This is a genomic window from Sphingomonas sp. C3-2, from assembly GCF_033025475.1.
Taxonomy (GTDB): Bacteria; Pseudomonadota; Alphaproteobacteria; order Sphingomonadales; family Sphingomonadaceae; genus Sphingobium_A.
The window spans coordinates 257,228-275,784 of sequence record NZ_CP130322.1 but is presented as its reverse complement, the minus strand read 5'-3'; the positions used below and the strand labels follow the sequence as shown (position 1 = coordinate 275,784).

The window sequence follows — 18,557 nt, the reverse complement described above, 5'->3', positions numbered from 1 at the left end:
CCCTTTCGGGCGGGTCAGCCGACCGGCTGACCGCCCTTTAGCAGATGGCGGACCTTGCCCTGAACGGGCAGGCCGTCGAACGGCGTGTTGCCGGCACGCGCGACCATGCGATCCGAATCGATCTTCCACGGCGCATCGACATCGACGACGATGACATCGGCGGGCGCATCGACGGCGATGCGACCGGCATTGAGCCCAAGCAGCCGCGCCGGATTGGCGGCGAGCAGGCGGAACAGCCCGGCCTCGTCGATCAGCCCGTCGCGCACCAGCCCGAGCGCCAGCGCGAGGAGCGTTTCCGCACCCGCCATGCCGGCAACCGCATCGGCGAAGGGCAGGCGCTTGTCTTCGGGCCCACGCGGATCATGGCCCGAACAGAGCACATCGATCGTACCGTCGGCGATGGCGGCCAGCGCGGCCTTGCGATCGCTGTCGTCGCGCAGCGGCGGGGACAGGCGCGCAAAGGTGCGGAAATCGGCGGTTTCGATATCCGACAGATAGAGATGCGCCGGGGTGATGCCGCACGACAGCTTCACATTGCCCTTGGCCTTCGCCTCGCGAATGAGGTCGAACCCGCGCTGGGTGGTGACCTGGCGGAAATGGACATGCGCGCCGGTGATCTCGGCCAGCGCGAGATCGCGCGCGATGGCCATCGCTTCGGAAATGGCCGGGGCGCAGGGCAGGCCGAGCCGGGTGGCGATTTCGCCGCTCGTCGCGACCGCGCCGGCGCTCAGACCATCGTCCTCTGCATGGGTGATGAGCATCAGCCCGAGCGGTTGCGCATAGGCGAGCACGCGCTGCATCGCGCCCGACGAGGCGATGCCGCGGCGGCCGGTGGCAACGGCGCGCGCGCCCGCCGATTGCATGAGCGCGAATTCGGCCATTTCGGTCCCCTCAAGCCCGCGCGTGGCGGCGCCGATGGGGTGAACCCAGAGATGATCGGGCTTGCCCGAGGCGGCGGCGCGCTGAATGAGGCCGGGTTCGTCGAGCGGCGGCGACTGATCGGGCATGAGCGCGACGCGGGTGATGCCGCCGGCGCGGCAGGCGGGCGGATCGACCGCGAACACGCCGAGATCGACGATGCCCGGCGCGATCAGCCCGCCCTGCGCATCGATGACGTCAGCATCGGCGGGCACGTCGAACTGGCCGATGGCGACGATCGTGTCGCCCTGTACCAGCACGCCGCCGGGCGTGGGTGCGCCCTGATCGAGGACGAGGCGACCGTTGAGGATGGCGCGCATGGTCATGCCCAGCCCTCCACACCGCGTTGGCGTCGTGTGAGAACATCGAGACAGGCCATGCGGACGGCGACCCCCATTTCAACTTGTTCGGTGATGGCAGAGCGTTCCGGATCATCGGCGACGCTGCTGTCGATTTCGATGCCGCGGTTCATCGGGCCGGGGTGCATGACGAGCGCATCGGGCCTGGCGCGCTTCAGCCGTTCGGGCGTGAGGCCGTAAAGCGCGTGATATTCGCGCGGCGAGGGGATGAAGCCGCCCGCCATGCGTTCGTTCTGGAGGCGCAGCATCATGACGACATCGGCGCCTTCAAGCCCTTCGTCGAAATTGGAGAAGGCGGTGACGCCCATCCGTTCGATCGCCGGGGGCATCAGCGTGGGCGGGGCGATGACGCGAACATCGGCGGCCAGCGAGCGCAGCGCGAGGATGTTCGAGCGCGCGACGCGGCTGTGCAGCACATCGCCGCAAATCGCGACGGTGAGGCCCGCGATGCGCCCCTTGCGGCGGCGGATGGTGAGCGCGTCGAGCAGCGCCTGGGTGGGGTGTTCGTGGCGGCCGTCGCCAGCGTTCAGCACTGGGCAGTCGACCTTGTCGGCGATCAGTTGGACCGCGCCCGAGCTTTGATGGCGGATGACGATGACGTCGGCGCGCATCGCATTGAGCGTGACGGCGGTGTCGATGAGCGTTTCGCCCTTTTTCACGCTCGACTGCGCGGCGTGCATGTTGACCACGTCGGCGCCCAGGCGCTTGCCCGCGATTTCGAACGACAGCAGCGTGCGCGTCGAATTTTCGAAAAAGGCGTTGATCTGGGTGAGGCCGCTCAACCGGCCGTCATGCTTTGCCGCCCGGCGATTGAGGTCGACCCATTGTTCGGCCTCGTCGAGCAGAAAGGTGATTTCGTGAGGCTGGAGACCGGCAATGCCGGTGAGGTGCCTGTGCGGAAAGAGCTGGGCGCCGGTAAGGCCGCTCGGCGAAAGGAATGTTGCGTCTGACATTAAAGCTGCCGCTTACGCCCGCACGCGAACAAGTTCAAGCGGCAGTGGCACAGGCCCATAAAAGCCCGAGCGCGATACCCGCCTGAACCATCGCAATGAGGTGCAGCCGCCATGAAAAACTGGCCTTGCGCGTTTTGTGCCGAAACCAGGAACGGCCGAGATAGGCACCGAAAATGCCGCCGAACAGCGCGGGGCGCAGCAGGACGGCCTCGGGAATGCGGCGCTCGCCCGCCCGGGCGCGGGCCTTGTCGATCCCGAACTGGGCAAAGGCCCAGAGGTTGATGGCGATCAGGCCGGCGCCGATGAGGAGGAGCGCATCGGCGCTCAGCACATGCTGAGCCCATCGATCGCGCCCTGGAGGATGTAGCTGGCGGCCAGCTTGTCGACGAGTTCGCTGCGCCGGGCGCGGCTGGCATCGGCGTCGAGCAGGGTACGGGTGACCGCGGCGGTGGACCAGCGTTCGTCCCACATGAAGATCGGCAGGCCGATATCCTCGATATTGCGGGCAAAGGCGCGGACCGACTGGGTGCGCGGGCTGTCGCTGCCGTCGAGGTTGAGCGGCAGGCCCGCGACGATGCCCTTCACCTGCTGCTGGGTGATCAGCGCCTGAAGCGCTTCCTTGTCCTTGCCGAACTTGGTGCGCCGGATCGTTTCCGCCGGGCTCGCGATCGTCCATGCGGCGTCGCAAAAGGCGGTGCCGATCGTCTTGGTGCCGATGTCGAGCCCGATCAGGCGTCCGCCTGCGGGAAGCGCCTCGCGAAAGGCAAAGCGGTCGGTCGTGATCATTTGTGCGAAGCCTTGTAATTGGCCAGTCGGCGCGCGGCGTCGGCGCGGACGCTGCCCCAGAACAGGCTATAGTCGTAGACATGGTAATTATTGCCGGGGAGGACATAATTGCCCACCTGCGGCGGATCGCCGATCAGCAGAAAGCCGTTTTCGGCGCAACGTGCGGGTACATGGCCGGGAACCAGATCGGCGGATTGCAGGTCCTTGGTGGGGACGAGCGTGCCGAGATTGGCGGATGCCGCCGCCGCGCCGCCGGGCGTGCCGGTGACCGGATTGGTGCAAATAATAGGGGTGCCGGCGCGCGGGCGCCCGTCAAACCCCTTCGAGGCGCCGTAGGTTTCGAGGATGAGCGCCGGATCGGCGGGCTCGGCAAAGCTTTGCCAGCTGAGGAGACAACCCGACTGATCGGCGCTGGCGCATTCGGGCAGGCCAAGGGCGCCCAGATCGGTGGCGCGCGAGATCGGCCAGCCGACGACATAGGCGGCGACGACGCGCCTGGCGAGCGGGGTGCCGGCCAGTTTTTCACGCAGCAGGCGGGTGAGGTGGAGCGAGCCCTGGCTGTGCCCGGCCAGGATGATCGGGCGGTCGCCCGCTTCGGCAACGAAACGGTCGAACGCGGCGGCGACGTCGCCATAAGCGAGGTCGAGCGCGCGCGCGGCTTCGGGCTTGTCGGTCAGGAAGGCGCCGAAGGTCGCCTGGCGATAACGCGGCGCCCAGATCTGCGCGACCGCGTTGAACGCGCTGGCCTGCCCGCGAATATAGAGCGCGGCGCGGTCATTGGCTTCCTTGTCGTCGAGCGGGGCGTTCCACTGGCTGCGCTCGAGATAGGAGGTGGGGTGGATGTAGAAGAGCGCGGCCTCGCCCGGTTCCGCCGGTGCTGCGCCTTGCGGAACCCAGCGCGCGGGATCGCCCTCGGCCCGGTCGGGGCGCGAGATCCACATATCGGGATCGGCATAGGCGGTCATCTGCACGCCCGGCTGCGCGACGAATTCGACGCTCGGCACCATCGCGGTGCGCATCAGCTGAACACCGAACAGGCGGTAAGCGAGCGCAATGACGAGCCCGAGCACGATCAGCACGGCAATGACATTCAGGAACTTGCGGGCCAAGTGTATCTCCATCAGCCGGGGGCAGATATCGGCATACCCTGTGCATGAGCCGCGCGGGGGACGCAATCGCGACGTTTGGTACAACGCCTTGTCTTGGCTAACATCCTTTCATCAAAACGGATTCGGCAGGAGCAGGCATGGCAGCGGTGAACGAGCAGGGGCGTCCCGATTGGCCCGTGCGGCCGTGGATATTGGGCGGTATCGGCGCCGTCGCTGCGCTTGCGGTGCATTTCCTCGTTGGGGAGCGCGTTCGTTACGAAGCGCTCATTCCGCTGACGCTGGCGGTCTTCATCTCCGCGAGCGCCACTTTGTTCGCCTTTACGCTGGAGCGCGAGCGCTGGCGGTGGGCGGTGGTCTTTTCGCTGGTTGCGGGCGGCGCGACCGCGCTGATCCTCTATCTCAACGGCTCACCTGCCGACTGGAGCGACGTTGAAAGCTGGCGCTTCCTGTCGATCTTTCTGTGCGTGGCGATTGCCGCGCCGCTGTTTCAGGCGGCGCGCGATGCCGGAGGGCTGCGCTTTCCCTATGCCGAGGCGCATGACCATGCCTTCACCAATGTCGTGATCTGGATCGCGGGCTGGATTTTCGTCGGTATCGTCTTCCTGCTCACGCTGCTGCTTTCCGAGCTTTTCGCGCTGATCAAGATCAGCCTGCTCAAGGATCTGCTGGACAAGGAATGGTTCTGGCGGCCGCTGATGGGCGGTGCGTTCGGCACCGCGGTGGGCGTGCTGCGCGAGCAGGACCGGATCGTCCGGCCGCTGCAGCGCGTGATCGTCGCGATCCTTGCCGTGCTGGCGCCCGTGCTTGCGATCGGGCTGGTGCTGTTTCTCGCCAGCCTGCCGTTCACCGGGCTGGATGCGCTGTGGAGCGCGACGCGCTCGACCACGCCGATCCTGCTCTCCTGCATCGTAGGCGCGCTGATCCTCGCCAATGGCGTGATCGGCAATGGCGAGGACACCCGGCTGAAGCACCGGGTGCTGGGCTATGCCGCGGTGGCGCTGGGCGTCGTCATCCTGCCCCTCGCGGTGATCGCGCTGGTTTCGACGCTGACGCGCGTGGGGCAATATGGGTTCACGCCCGACCGCCTCTGGGCGATCACCTTTGATGTCATCGCGATCATTTACGGCGCAGCTTATCTCGCGATCATCCTGTGGAAGCGCCGCGACTGGATGGAGGCGATCCGCCCGGCCAACATGAAGTTGGCGATCGGGCTGTGCGCGCTCGCGCTGTTCCTTGCGCTTCCCATCCTCAATTTCAACGCGATCTCGACGCGCGATCAAGTGGCGCGGCTGGAAAGCGGGAAGGTGCGGCCCGACCGGTTCGACTGGGCGGCGCTGCGCTTCGATTTCGGCGCGTCCGGGCAAAAGGCGCTCGACCGGCTGGCAAAATCGCCGAACGCAGCGATCCGCGCAGAGGCCGAACGCGCGCTGAAGGTGGCGAACCGCTGGGATCTGCGTGAGATCGCCGAGCGAAGGGTTGCCGCCGACACGGTGCGTGCGACGATCACCGTCAAGCCCAAGGCGGTGCCGCTGCCCGATGGCTTGCTGGAGGCGTTCAGCCTCGCGACCGGGCCCGATACCGTGAACGGGATCTATTACGAGGCCGGGGCAGACACTGCCGTTCTGGTCGTGCGCCAGTGCAAGGAGTGCGCCATCAATGTCTCGCAGGCACGCCGCCTGCCGCAGGGCGGCTGGGACGTGCGCCGGGCGAGGGAGTGGGGCGGCCAGAATGGCAGCGAGGCGGAGGATCGGGCGGCCGAGGCAGAGGCGATCCGCGAAGGGCGATTCACGATCGAAACCGTGACGCGCAAGCAGGTATTTCTGGACGGCAAACCCGTTGGCGAGACATTCGAATAGCCTCTTCACTTGAAGCCGGGCGCGGCGGGTGCTAGCCGCGCTTTTCGTCTGCAAGTCCGATTGAAGGCCTTCATGTCCGTCGATACCGCAACCGTAAAGAAAATCGCCTCGCTCGCGCGCATTGCCGTGACCGAGGCCGAGGCCGAGGCGATGGTGCCCGAACTCAACAACATCCTTGGCTGGATCGAACAGCTGGGTGAGGTTGATACCAGCGCCGTCCAACCGATGACGGCCGTCATCCCCAATCATCTGCGCCTGCGCGAGGATGTCGTGACCGACGGCAATTGCCGCGACGACGTTCTGGCCAACGCGCCCCAGGCCGAACACGGCTTTTTCGCGGTTCCGAAGGTGATCGAATAGTGTCCAATCTCACTGATCTTGGCGTTGCCGCCATCCGCGACGGTGTGCGCGACGGCAGCTTTTCCGCGCGCGAAGTTGCAACCGCATTCATCGACCGGGTGGCGGGCGCGAAGGCGCTGAACGCATTCCTCGTCGAAACGCCCGACCATGCGCTGGCCGCCGCCGACGCGGCCGACGCCGCGCGCAAGAGCGGTGATCTGAAGCCCCTGTCCGGCGTGCCCATTGGCATGAAGGATCTGTTCTGCACCAAGGGCGTGCAGACGACGGCGGCAAGCGGCATCCTCGAAGGCTTTACGCCGACCTATGAATCGACGGTTTCCGCCAATCTCTGGGCGGCGGGCGCGGGCATGCTCGGCAAGCTCAACCTCGACCAGTTCGCCATGGGGTCGTCGAACGAAACCAGCGCCTTTGGCAATGTGATCTCGCCCTGGCGTCGCAACGATGGCGGCAATGCACCGCTCGCCCCCGGCGGTTCGTCGGGCGGCAGCTCGTCAGCCATCTCCGCACGGCTTTGCCCGGCGGCGACCGGCACCGACACCGGCGGTTCGATCCGCCAGCCTGCGGCCTTCACCGGCATTTCGGGCATCAAGCCGACCTATGGCCGTTGCTCGCGCTGGGGCACGATCGCCTTTGCCAGCTCGCTCGATCAGGCGGGCCCGATGGCGCGCGACGTGCGCGACTGCGCGATCATGCTCGAGGCGATGGCCGGTTTCGACGCCAAGGACACGACCTCGCTCGATCTCGCCGTGCCCAATTGGGAGGCCGCGCTGTCGACCGACCTCAAGGGCAAGAAGATCGGGATTCCCAAGGAATACCGCGTCGATGGCATGCCCGCCGAGATCGAGGCTTTGTGGGAACAGGGCATTGCCTGGATGAAGGATGCGGGCGCCGAAATCGTCGAGGTTTCGCTGCCGCACACCAAATATGCGCTGCCCGCCTATTACATCATCGCGCCGGCGGAAGCCTCGTCGAACCTCGCACGGTATGACGGCGTGCGCTACGGCAAGCGCGAACTGCCCGAAGGCGCCGGCCTGCAGGACATGTACGCCGCCACACGCGCCGCCGGTTTCGGCCCCGAGGTGAAGCGCCGCATCATGATCGGCACCTATGTGCTGTCCGCAGGCTTCTATGACGCTTATTATAACCAGGCGCAGAAGGTCCGCGCGCTCATTGCGCAGGATTTCGACAATGCCTGGAAGAGCTGCGATCTGCTGCTGGCACCGACCGCGCCGTCGGCGGCGTTCGGGCTGGGCGAAAAGCAGGCCGATCCGCTTGCGATGTACCTGAACGACGTCTTCACCGTGCCGGCGTCGCTGGCCGGCCTTCCCGCAATGTCGGTGCCCGGCGGGCTCGACGCGCAGGGGCTGCCGCTGGGCCTTCAGATCATCGGCAAGGCGCTCGATGAACAGGGCGTGCTCAATGCGGGGTTGGCAATCGAGGAACGCGCAGGCTTTGCCGCGCGTCCGGAGCAGTGGTGGTAAGATGAGCGAATATCGCATTCAGGGCGCAACCGGCGAGTGGGAGGTCGTGATCGGCCTCGAGGTCCATGCGCAGGTCACCTCCAACGCCAAGCTCTTTTCGGGCGCGGCGACCGCGTTCGGCGCGGAGCCCAATAGCCAGGTTTCGCTGATCGACGCGGCGATGCCGGGCATGCTGCCCGTGCCCAACAAGGAGTGCATCCGCCAGGCGGTGCGCACCGGCATGGCGATCGACGCGCAGATCAACAAATGGTCGCGCTTCGACCGCAAGAATTATTTCTACGCGGATCTTCCGCAGGGCTATCAGATCTCGCAGCTCTACCATCCGCTGGTGGGCGAGGGCGCGATCGAGGTCACGCTCGACGAGAAGGATCCCGATAGCCCGACCAAGCGCATCGGCATCGAGCGCATCCATGTCGAGCAGGACGCCGGCAAGCTGATGCACGATCAGCACCCGACGCGCAGCTATGTCGACCTTAACCGGTCGGGCGTGGCGCTCATGGAAATCGTCTCGCGCCCCGACATGCGTTCGCCCGCGGAAGCCGGCGCCTATGTGAAGAAGCTGCGCTCGATCCTGCGCTATGTCGGCTCGTGCGACGGCAATATGGAAGAAGGCTCGATGCGCGCCGACGTGAACGTGTCGGTCCGCCGTCCGGGCGCGGAATTCGGTACGCGTACCGAAACCAAGAACGTCAATTCGGTCCGCTTCGTGATGGCGGTGATCGAGCATGAGGCGAGCCGTCAGGTCGATGTGCTCGAGTCGGGCGGCCAGGTGGTGCAGGAAACGCGCCTCTATGATCCCGACCGCAACGAAACGCGTTCGATGCGTTCGAAGGAAGATGCGCATGATTATCGCTACTTCCCCGATCCCGATCTGCTGCCGCTGGAGCTGGACGATGCGTTCCTTGAGGAATGCCGCGCCTCGCTTCCCGAACTGCCCGACGCCAAGCGCAAGCGCTATGAAGGCGAGCTGGGCCTAACCGCCTATGCCGCTGCCGTGCTGACCGCCGAGGCGGAAACCGCGCGCTGGTTCGAGGAACTGCTGGCTGCCTGTGGTGATAACGCCATGGCAAAATCGGCTTCCAACTGGCTGATTTCAGACCTTTTTGGTGCGCTCAATCGCCTTGGTCTCGATGTCGAGCACAGCCCCGTCTCGCCCAAGCAGGGTGCCGAGCTGCTGAAGCTGGTGGCCGATGGCACGCTTTCGGGCACGCTCGCCAAGCAGGTGTTCGAGATCATGCTCGAAACCCGGCAGGACCCCGGCGCGATCGTCGAGGAAAAGGGCCTGAAGCAGACCAGCGACACCGGCGAGATCGAGGCGGTGATCGCCAAGGTGCTGGCCGATAATGGCGACAAGGTTGAGCAGTATAAGGGCGGCAAGGAAGCCCTGTTCGGCTTCTTCGTCGGCCAGACGATGAAGGCCATGGGGGGCAAGGCCAATCCCAAGGTCGTCAATGAACTGTTGAAGAAGGCGCTGGCCTGAACGAATAATAGCGGGTGCCGAACGCGACGCGAGGTGTAATCGAGGTGTAATCTCGCCTTGCTCTCGTTCGTGTGCCTGCTATAGACGCCGCCGACCGGCGGTCCTTTATGCGGGCGTGGCGGAACTGGTAGACGCGCTGGATTTAGGTTCCAGTATCGCAAGATGTGGGGGTTCAAGTCCCTTCGCCCGCACCAGTTTCGCCTCAGGCGAGCGCAAAAGGCACGAGCCAGACAGAATCCTGATAATGAAGGCGTTTGAGAAGAGATGCAGACTGTCGAGACTTTGAACGAGGGCCTGAAGCGGGCCTACACCCTCACCATCTCCGCCAAGGACATCGACGCGCGAGTGGAAAAGGAAATCAAGTCTGTTGCACCTCAGGTGCGCATGCCCGGTTTCCGCCCCGGCAAGGTGCCCGCCAATCTCGTCCGCAAGATGCACGGCGAAGCGCTGCAGCAGGACGCGCTGAACAGCTCGATCCAGGAAGGCGTGCAGAAGCTGATCGGCGACAACAAGCTGCGTCCCGCGATGCAGCCTTCGGTTGAACTCGCTGAAGGCTATGCGCCCGGCAAGGACGCCGAAGTGAAGATCGAACTCGAAGTGCTGCCCGAAATCGCAGCGCCGAAGATCGACGGTCTGAAGCTTGAGCGCCTGACCGTCGAGGTCGAGGAAGCCAAGATCGACGAAGCCCTGCAGGGCATGGCCGACGCCAACAAGCAGTTCGAAGACGCCGCCAAGAGCCACAAGGCGAAGACCGGCGACCTCGTCGTGATGGATTTCGTCGGCAAGGTTGACGGCGTTGCGTTCGAAGGCGGCACCGGCGAAGGCATGTCGATCGAAATCGGTTCGGGTCGTCTGATCCCCGGCTTCGAAGACCAGCTCGTCGGCGTGAAGGCCAATGACGAAAAGACGATCGAAGTCACCTTCCCGGAAGATTACAACGTCGAAACGCTGAAGGGTAAGCCTGCGACGTTCGACCTCGTCATCACCGCCGTGCGCAGCCCCAAGGAAGCCAAGGCCGACGACGAATTCGCCAAGGCGCTGGGCCTCGAAGGCATCGACCAGCTTCGCGGCCTGATCAAGGGCCAGCTGGAGCAGGAACTGAACGGCCTGACCCGCACGCACATGAAGCGCAAGCTGCTCGACCAGCTCGCCGATGCGCATGATTTCGACGTTCCCCCCTCGATGGTGGAAGCCGAATTCAACCAGATCTGGGCGCAGCTGCAGCACGAAGCCAGCCATGAAGCCGACCCCGAAGCTGCGCTGAAGGAAATGGAAGGCGACCGCGACGAATATCGCGCCATTGCCGTCCGCCGCGTCCGTCTCGGCCTGCTCCTTTCGGAAATCGGCCAGGCCAATGGCGTCGAAGTCAGCGCGCAGGAAATGAACCGCCTGATCGCACAGGCCGCGCAGCAGTACGCGCCGAAGGATCGTGAACGCTTCATCCAGTACATCCAGCAGGAACCGATGGCAGCTGCCCAGCTCCGCGCACCGCTGTATGAAGACAAGGTTGTCGACTTCCTGTTCGACAAGGCCGAAGTCACCGATCGTGCCGTGACGCGCGACGAACTGGAAGCCGCGATCGAAGCCGAAGGCGACGAAGGCCATGTCCATGGCCCGGGTTGCGGCCACGACCACAGCCACGACGAAAAGCCCAAGGCCAAGAAGGCTGCCAAGAAGGCAGACGACAAGGCTGAAGACGCCGCCGAAAAGCCGGCCAAGAAGGCTGCTGCCAAGAAGGCGGACGACAAGGCTGAAGACAAGCCGGCTGCGGAAAAGAAGCCCGCTGCCAAGAAGTCGGCACCGAAGAAGTAAGCATCAGGCCGGGGGATGGTTGATACAGTTTCGGGATATGCGGGCGTGAACCTGCCGGCAGACCTTCGTGTCGCTGTCCTCCTGCCATGCTATAACGAGGAAGCCGCGATCGCTCAGACGGTCGCGGGTTTCCGTGCGGCGCTGCCTGGCGCCATCGTCTATGTCTATGACAATAACAGCAGCGACCGCACCGTAGAGGTTGCGCGCGCCGCTGGCGCCGTGGTCCGTACCGAACGGATGCAGGGCAAGGGCAATGTGGTTCGCCGCATGTTCGCCGATATCGAGGCTGACATCTATGTCATGGCCGATGGCGACGCGACCTATGATCATGCCGCAGCCCCCAAGCTGGTCGAGCGGCTCTGGGAAGAACAGCTCGACATGGTCGTCGGGGCGCGCAAGTCGGAAGTGGAGGCGGCGTATCGCCGTGGCCACCGTTTCGGCAATGCGATGCTGACCGGCATTCTGGCCCGGCTTTTCGGTCGTACCTTCAGCGATATCCTGTCCGGATACCGTGTATTTTCCCGCCGTTTCGTCAAGAGCTTCCCCGTGCTTTCCGCCGGGTTCGAGATCGAGACCGAAATCAGCGTCCATGCGCTGGAGTTGAAGATGCCGGTTTCCGAGGTGATGACGCAATATGGCGCGCGCCCGGAAGGCTCGGTGTCGAAGCTGTCGACCTACCGCGACGGCTTCCGTATCCTGAACACCATCGTCACGCTGTTTCGCAACGAACGCCCGACGATGTTCTTCGGCGTCGTCGCTGGCATGCTTGCGTTGCTCGCGATCATTCTCGCGGTTCCGCTCGGCATCACCTATGCGCAGACCGGGCTGGTGCCGCGCGTGCCGACCGCCGTTCTGGTGACCGGCCTTATGATCCTCGCATCGCTCAGCCTGTTCACCGGGCTGATGCTCGATACCGTCGTGCGCGGCCGTCTCGAGGTGCGCCGCCTGGCCTATCTCTCGCATCCGGCGCCCGGCAGCCTCTGACGTTTGCGCATAGCGGATGATGAAGCGGGCGTGGCCGGACAGGGCCGGGCCCGTTTTTTGCATTGGGCTTTCAGCGCATGCGGTTGCGCCCGGCACGACGCTGCTGAAATTTGCCATGGCGTCGAGATTGGTCAAGTAAGACACTGAATATAAAATATAATATCACTGAATTTGACAGGTGTTGTTAGACCCGAAATCGGGCTGGTATGACCGGAAAGGGAGGGCGTTTCGCCCTGTCTTTTGATGAGGGCGCCGGCCGGTTTTGCCCCGCGAAGGTGTCGTGCATGCGCTAATCTAGGGGCTGCAAAGCGCGTCCGAGGCGGTTTTGGCGCTTTCCGGGGCGTTCCCTCTTGAACTGGCTCCGCCAAACGCCGATGTTGGCCCTTATCAAACGGGCAAAGGACATATTCTACCCATGCATCCTCTTCACGACGCTCTCGTCCCTATCGTCATCGAGCAGTCGAATCGCGGCGAGCGCAGCTTCGACATCTATTCGCGCCTGCTGCGCGAGCGGATCATCTTCGTGACGGGGCAGGTTGAAGACCATATGGCCTCGCTCATCACCGCCCAGCTGCTGTTCCTCGAATCGGAAAATCCGAAGAAGGACATTTACATGTACATCAACTCGCCGGGCGGCGTGGTGACGGCCGGCATGGCGATTCACGACACCATGCAATATATCCGTCCGCGTGTCGGCACGGTGTGCATCGGCCAGGCGGCGTCGATGGGCTCGTTCCTGCTGGCGGCCGGCGAACCCGGCATGCGCGTGGCGCTGACCAATGCCCGCATCATGATCCACCAGCCCTCGGGCGGTGCGCAGGGTCAGGCGACGGACATCGAAATTCAGGCGAAGGAAATCCTCCGCATTCGGCACAACATGAATTCGCTCTATGCGAAGTACACCGGCAAGCCGCTGGAAACGATCGAAGGCGCGATGGAACGCGACAAGTTCATGTCGGCCGACGAAGCCAAGGCTTTCGGGCTGATCGACGAAGTGTTCGACAAGCGTCCCGAGCCGGCCAGCGAAACATCCCAGGCAGCCTGATTTTCGTTCGCGCAAATTCGGCATTGTGGGATGGAAGCAACGCAGTCTAGGATGGCTGCCGAACAAACGGCCCCGGTATCGGGCCCAAGGATGATTAGATGACAAAGTTGAGCGGCGGCGATTCCAAGAGCACCCTGTACTGTTCGTTCTGCGGAAAATCCCAGCACGAAGTACGCAAGCTCATCGCCGGCCCGACGGTTTTCATTTGCGATGAGTGCGTTGACCTGTGCAACGACATCATTCGCGAGGAAACCAAGACCGCGCTTGTGGCCAAGAAGGATGGCGGGGTTCCGACCCCGCAGGAAATCTGCGACGTTCTGGACGATTATGTGATCGGCCAGAAGCAGGCAAAGCGCGTGTTGTCGGTTGCGGTGCACAACCATTACAAGCGACTGAACCACGGCGCCAAGGGTGCCGATGTCGAACTCGCGAAATCGAACATCCTGCTCGTGGGGCCGACGGGCTGCGGCAAGACGCTGCTCGCCCAGACGCTTGCGCGCATCCTCGACGTGCCGTTCACCATGGCGGACGCGACGACGCTGACCGAGGCCGGCTATGTCGGTGAGGATGTCGAGAACATCATCCTGAAGCTGCTCCAGGCGTCCGACTATAATGTCGAACGCGCCCAGCGCGGCATCGTCTATATCGACGAAATCGACAAGATCAGCCGCAAGGCCGAAAACCCGTCGATCACGCGCGATGTTTCGGGCGAAGGCGTGCAGCAGGCGCTGCTCAAGCTGATGGAAGGCACCACCGCTTCGGTTCCGCCGCAGGGCGGCCGCAAGCATCCGCAGCAGGAATTCCTGCAGGTGGACACGACGAACATCCTGTTCATCTGCGGCGGTGCGTTTGCCGGCCTCGAAAAGATCATCGCCGATCGCCTGCAGGGCAAGTCCATCGGTTTCGGCGCCTATGTCGCCGCGCCCGAGGAACGCCGCACCGGCGATATCCTGCGCCAGGGCGAGCCCGAGGATCTGCTGAAATTCGGCCTGATCCCCGAATTCGTGGGTCGTCTGCCCGTCATCGCGACGCTTGAGGATCTCGACACCGATGCACTGGTGCAGATCCTGTCCGAGCCCAAGAACGCACTGGTGAAGCAGTATCAGAAGCTGTTCGAGATGGAGGAAGTGAAGCTGAGCTTCACCGACGAGGCACTGGTGGCCGTCGCCAAGCGGGCGATCGACCGCAAGACCGGTGCGCGTGGCCTGCGCTCGATCCTCGAGGGCATTTTGCTCGACACCATGTTCGACCTCCCGTCGATGGACGGCGTCGACGAGGTGATGATCGACAAGGATGTGGTCGAAGGCCGCAAGGACCCCGTCCGCGTCTTTGCCCAGAAGGAAAAGGCGCAGACCGGCGACGCCGCCTGAGCCCTGGCCCGTTCCTGATTTCAACCGGCCCCGACGCAATTCGGGGCCGGTTTTGTTTCTGCAAGAGAGTATCCCCTGAACGATGACCGATAAAACCACTGCCGCACCGTTGCGGCCGTTGCCGCTTCTGATCTTCAGTTCCCGTTGGCTGCAGCTTCCACTCTATGTCGGGCTGATCGTTGCCCAGATCGTCTATGTCTTCCTGTTCCTGAAGGAATTGTGGCATCTCGTGATGCACAGCTGGGAGTTTACCGAGCAGCAGATCATGCTGGTCGTGCTCGGCCTCATTGATGTCGTGATGATTTCAAACCTGCTCGTGATGGTGATCGTGGGCGGTTACGAAACCTTCGTGTCGCGCCTGCGCCTTGAAGGGCATCCCGATCAGCCCGAATGGCTGAGTCATGTGAATGCCGGCGTGCTCAAGGTAAAGCTGGCGATGGCGATCATCGGCATTTCGTCGATCCACCTGCTGCGCTCGTTCATCGAGGCGGGGGCGCTGGGAACGCCGGCGGGCCGTGTCACCGAAACGGGTGTGATGTGGCAGGCGATCATCCATATGTGCTTCATCGCATCGGCCATCGGCATCGCCTATGTCGACCGGATGACCCAGCACCGGCATTGAGCCGCGAGAGGGCGGGGTGCCGGCCGGGTGCTCCGCCTTTGCATAAATTGACAATTGAGGCGGTCTGCGAAAGATTTTTTCGCTCTTTATCTGTTCCTTACGCTGACACGATTGTACGTAAGAACATTCATGAACATTGATGCTTTTGCGCTGGCTCCCATATAATGAGTCTAGCGATGCCCGATTGGGCATTTTGGAGTAAGCATGACACAGTCCTATCCCGTTCTGCCCCTTCGCGACATTGTGGTATTTCCCCACATGATCGTTCCCCTTTTCGTTGGACGCGACAAATCGGTCGTGGCCCTTGAAAAGGCGATGGAGGCCGACAAGGAAATCTTCCTCGTGGCCCAGCTGGACCCGGCGGAAGACGATCCAGGCCGCGACGAGCTTTATGATGTCGGCGTGATTGCGACCGTCCTGCAACTCCTGAAGCTTCCCGATGGCACGGTTCGCGTTCTTGTCGAAGGCAAGCAGCGCGCGTCGCTGCAGTCGGTGGATACCGATGGCCCGTGCGTGACCGCGACGGTCGAGATGATTGCCGAGCGCGAAGCCGAGGGCGCCGAAGTCAAGGCGCTGATGCGCTCGGTCGTCGACCAGTTCGAAAATTATGCCAAGCTCAACAAGAAGCTTCCGGCCGAAACCGCGGTGCAGCTGAGCGAGATCGAAGATCCCTCGCGTCTGGCGGATTCGGTTGCGTCGAACATTTCGATCAAGGTGGCCGACAAGCAGACGCTGCTCGTCGAGCTTGATCCCTCGCGCCGTCTCGAAATGGCGTTCGCCTTCATGGAAGGCGAACTGGGCGTGCTGCAGGTCGAAAAGAAGATCCGCAGCCGCGTGAAGCGCCAGATGGAAAAGACGCAGCGCGAATATTATCTGAACGAACAGCTGAAGGCGATCCAGCGCGAGCTGGGTAATGAAGGCGAGGAAGGCGAGGGCGACGAGATCGCCGAACTCACGCAGAAGATCGCCAAGCTCAAGCTGTCGAAGGAAGCGCGCGCCAAGGCGACCGCCGAGCTCAAGAAGCTCAAGACCATGGCGCCGATGTCGGCCGAGGCCACCGTCGTCCGCAACTATCTGGACGTGCTGCTTGGCCTGCCCTGGGGGCGCAAGTCGAAGCTGAAAAAGGATATCGCGGCGGCGCAGGCGATCCTCGATCAGGATCATTATGCGCTCGAAAAGGTGAAGGACCGCATCGTCGAATATCTCGCGGTGCAGGCGCGCACCAACAAGCTGAAGGGGCCGATCCTCTGCCTCGTCGGCCCTCCGGGTGTCGGCAAGACCTCGCTCGGCCGCTCGATCGCCAAGGCGACCGGGCGTGAGTTCGTGCGCCAGTCGCTGGGCGGCGTGCGCGACGAAGCAGAAATCCGCGGCCATCGCCGCACCTATATCGGCTCGCTGCCGGGCAAGATCGTGTCGAACCTGAAAAAGGCCGGCACCTCGAACCCGCTCTTCCTGCTCGACGAGATCGACAAGCTGGGTCAGGATTTCCGCGGCGATCCGGCGTCGGCGCTGCTCGAAGTGCTCGACCCCGAACAGAATTCGAAGTTCCAGGATCATTATCTGGAAGTCGATGTCGACCTGTCGGACATCATGTTCGTGACGACGGCGAACTCGCTCAACCTGCCGCAGCCGTTGCTCGACCGTATGGAGATCATCCGGCTCGAAGGCTATACCGAGGACGAGAAGGTCGAGATCGCGCGCCGCCACCTCATCAACAAGCAGATCGAGGCGCATGGCCTGAAGCCGGGCGAGTTTGAGCTGACAGACGAGGGGCTTCGTGCGCTGATCCAGCGTTATACCCGTGAAGCGGGGGTGCGTACGCTTGAGCGTGAGATCGCCAAGCTCGCGCGCAAGGCGCTGCGCCGCATTCTCGAAGGCAAATACGAAAGCGTGGTGATCACGCCCGACAATCTGTCCGATTTCGCGGGCGTCCAGAAATATCGCCATGGCCTGTCCGAAGAGGAAAACCAGATCGGGGCGGTCACCGGGTTGGCCTGGACCGAGGTGGGCGGCGAACTGCTGACCATCGAAGCCGTCACCGTTCCCGGCAAGGGGCAGGTGAAGACGACCGGCAAGCTGGGTGAGGTGATGACCGAATCCGTGCAGGCGGCATTCTCGTTCGTCCGTGCCCGCGCGCCGGCGTACGGGATCAAGCCCAGCGTGTTCGGACGCAAGGATATCCATATCCACCTGCCCGAAGGCGCGGTGCCCAAGGATGGTCCCTCGGCCGGCATCGGCATGGTCACCACGATCGTCTCGACGCTCACCGGCATCCCGGTGCGCCGCGAGGTCGCGATGACCGGCGAAGTGACGCTGCGCGGCCGCGTTCTGCCGATCGGCGGGCTCAAGGAAAAGCTGCTTGCCGCGCTGCGCGGCGGTATCGAGACCGTGCTGATCCCGGCCGAGAATGAAAAGGACCTGGCCGAGATCCCGCAGAATATTCGCGACGGGCTCAAGATCGTTCCGGTCAAGCATGTCGATGAAGTTCTGAAGCTGGCGCTGGCCGATTCGCTTGAGCCGATCGACTGGACCGAAGCAGATGAACTGGCGACCCAGCCCCCGCAACAGGGCGCTACTGGCCTTCCTGAAGGCGACACTGTTCGCCATTAACCGCATTTGGCCGAAAAACCCCGAATTTCATGGGGTTTTTCGGCCAAAATTGCAGGTTTTGCTTTGACAGGCCCGCAAAGCTCCGCCTTACTGCGCCCCGGCAAAAGCCGCACATTGAATCATCCACGATTTTTAAGGGGGTTCTAAGGGCATGAACAAGCAAGAGCTCATCGGCGCCGTTGCCGATGCATCGGGTCTGAGCAAGAACGATGCGAGCAAGGCTGTCGAAGGTGTTTTTGACGCAATTACCGCTGCATTGACCAAGGGTGACGAGGTCCGTCTCGTCGGCTTCGGGACTTTCTCTGTGTCCAAGCGTAAGGCGTCTACCGGTCGTAACCCCCGCACGGGTGAGACCATGGAAATCAAGGCATCGTCGCAGCCCAAGTTCAAGCCCGGCAAGGGCCTCAAGGATGCGGTGAACTGATTTACGTGCGGCCCGGCGACATGCCGGGCCACAGGGCAGGCGCGCACAAAACGGATTACCGGCGCGCCTGACCTTGCCGCTTTCGCCGCATCGCTGCGAAAAGCGCGCATTTCTTTCGAAAATGGGTGTTGCGGTATCGCGATCTACCCAGTAAGGACCCGGCACCGGCACGAAAGAGCCGACCGGAAGTTTCCGGACCCAAGCGTGGGCGCGTAGCTCAGTGGTAGAGCACACCCTTCACACGGGTGGGGTCGCAAGTTCAATCCTTGCCGCGCCCACCACGCTTTCTCTCTGAAATCGAAGAACTTTCCACTCCGCGCGGCGCGGCGCAGCGGCTTGCGTCACTCTGCTGCGCAACAGGCATGAGCAGGGTCGTCGCGCTGCCCCA

Annotated in this window: 16 protein-coding genes and 2 tRNA genes; 13 read left to right on the top strand and 5 right to left on the bottom strand. The window is 63.4% G+C overall.

The window, feature by feature from the left end; genetic code table 11:
- Nucleotides 1-14 precede the first annotated feature (14 nt).
- The 5 genes from QYC26_RS01250 to QYC26_RS01230 are packed head-to-tail and all read right to left on the bottom strand — an operon-like array spanning nt 15 to nt 4,125.
- Entirely contained in the window at nt 15-1,244 is a 1,230-nt protein-coding gene (locus tag QYC26_RS01250) for a dihydroorotase (RefSeq protein WP_317513595.1), read from the bottom strand.
- The gene (locus QYC26_RS01245) at nt 1,241-2,230 is read right to left on the bottom strand and encodes an aspartate carbamoyltransferase catalytic subunit (RefSeq protein WP_317513594.1); all 990 of its coding nucleotides are present in this window, start codon (nt 2,228-2,230) and stop codon (nt 1,241-1,243) included. Before QYC26_RS01245 ends, QYC26_RS01250 begins: the two co-directional genes overlap by 4 nt.
- A gap of 34 nt (nt 2,231-2,264) precedes the next feature.
- A complete protein-coding gene (locus QYC26_RS01240) occupies nt 2,265-2,561 on the bottom strand; it encodes a DUF1294 domain-containing protein (protein ID WP_317513593.1) in 297 nt (98 codons plus the stop codon).
- Nucleotides 2,555-3,016 (bottom strand): Holliday junction resolvase RuvX, encoded by a 462-nt coding sequence (gene ruvX, locus QYC26_RS01235; protein WP_317513592.1) that lies wholly within the window; start codon nt 3,014-3,016, stop codon nt 2,555-2,557. Before ruvX ends, QYC26_RS01240 begins: the two co-directional genes overlap by 7 nt.
- Nucleotides 3,013-4,125 carry a DUF3089 domain-containing protein gene (locus QYC26_RS01230; protein ID WP_317513591.1) on the bottom strand — a complete coding sequence of 371 codons (1,113 nt, stop codon included), beginning with the start codon at nt 4,123-4,125 and terminating at the stop codon, nt 3,013-3,015. Before QYC26_RS01230 ends, ruvX begins: the two co-directional genes overlap by 4 nt.
- Nucleotides 4,126-4,262: 137 nt before the next feature.
- Here QYC26_RS01230 and QYC26_RS01225 point away from each other — a divergent pair, with 137 nt between their 5' ends.
- From QYC26_RS01225 to QYC26_RS01165, 13 genes are all read left to right on the top strand, one after another.
- Nucleotides 4,263-5,981 carry a DUF4153 domain-containing protein gene (locus tag QYC26_RS01225; RefSeq protein WP_317513590.1) on the top strand — a complete coding sequence of 573 codons (1,719 nt, stop codon included), beginning with the start codon at nt 4,263-4,265 and terminating at the stop codon, nt 5,979-5,981.
- Nucleotides 5,982-6,053: 72 nt separating this feature from the next.
- Complete coding sequence (gene gatC / locus QYC26_RS01220) at nt 6,054-6,341, top strand: Asp-tRNA(Asn)/Glu-tRNA(Gln) amidotransferase subunit GatC (RefSeq protein WP_317513589.1); 288 nt, start codon at nt 6,054-6,056, stop codon at nt 6,339-6,341.
- On the top strand, nt 6,341-7,822 hold the full coding sequence (gatA, locus tag QYC26_RS01215; protein ID WP_317513588.1) for an Asp-tRNA(Asn)/Glu-tRNA(Gln) amidotransferase subunit GatA: 1,482 nt from the start codon (nt 6,341-6,343) through the stop codon (nt 7,820-7,822). Before gatC ends, gatA begins: the two co-directional genes overlap by 1 nt.
- A gap of 1 nt (nt 7,823) precedes the next feature.
- Complete coding sequence (gatB, locus tag QYC26_RS01210) at nt 7,824-9,302, top strand: Asp-tRNA(Asn)/Glu-tRNA(Gln) amidotransferase subunit GatB (protein WP_317513587.1); 1,479 nt, start codon at nt 7,824-7,826, stop codon at nt 9,300-9,302.
- A 109-nt stretch (nt 9,303-9,411) separates the two neighbouring features.
- Nucleotides 9,412-9,496 (top strand) — tRNA-Leu (locus QYC26_RS01205).
- 70 nt (nt 9,497-9,566) lie between these two features.
- Nucleotides 9,567-11,114: a trigger factor gene (gene tig, locus QYC26_RS01200; protein ID WP_317513586.1), complete on the top strand. Its 1,548-nt coding sequence runs from the start codon at nt 9,567-9,569 to the stop codon at nt 11,112-11,114.
- A gap of 15 nt (nt 11,115-11,129) precedes the next feature.
- Nucleotides 11,130-12,098: a glycosyltransferase family 2 protein gene (locus QYC26_RS01195; RefSeq protein WP_317513585.1), complete on the top strand. Its 969-nt coding sequence runs from the start codon at nt 11,130-11,132 to the stop codon at nt 12,096-12,098.
- A gap of 415 nt (nt 12,099-12,513) precedes the next feature.
- A complete protein-coding gene (gene clpP, locus QYC26_RS01190) occupies nt 12,514-13,143 on the top strand; it encodes an ATP-dependent Clp endopeptidase proteolytic subunit ClpP (RefSeq protein ID WP_317513584.1) in 630 nt (209 codons plus the stop codon).
- A 98-nt stretch (nt 13,144-13,241) separates the two neighbouring features.
- The gene (gene clpX / locus QYC26_RS01185; RefSeq protein WP_317513583.1) at nt 13,242-14,513 is read left to right on the top strand and encodes an ATP-dependent Clp protease ATP-binding subunit ClpX; all 1,272 of its coding nucleotides are present in this window, start codon (nt 13,242-13,244) and stop codon (nt 14,511-14,513) included.
- An 82-nt stretch (nt 14,514-14,595) separates the two neighbouring features.
- The gene (locus QYC26_RS01180) at nt 14,596-15,135 is read left to right on the top strand and encodes a TIGR00645 family protein (protein ID WP_317513582.1); all 540 of its coding nucleotides are present in this window, start codon (nt 14,596-14,598) and stop codon (nt 15,133-15,135) included.
- Between the two features lie 204 nt (nt 15,136-15,339).
- Nucleotides 15,340-17,745, top strand: a complete 2,406-nt coding sequence (lon, locus tag QYC26_RS01175; RefSeq protein ID WP_317513581.1) for an endopeptidase La — start codon at nt 15,340-15,342, stop codon at nt 17,743-17,745.
- Between the two features lie 151 nt (nt 17,746-17,896).
- On the top strand, nt 17,897-18,169 hold the full coding sequence (locus tag QYC26_RS01170; protein ID WP_317513580.1) for an HU family DNA-binding protein: 273 nt from the start codon (nt 17,897-17,899) through the stop codon (nt 18,167-18,169).
- A 206-nt stretch (nt 18,170-18,375) separates the two neighbouring features.
- Nucleotides 18,376-18,450: transfer RNA gene (locus QYC26_RS01165), tRNA-Val, on the top strand.
- Nucleotides 18,451-18,557 lie beyond the last annotated feature (107 nt).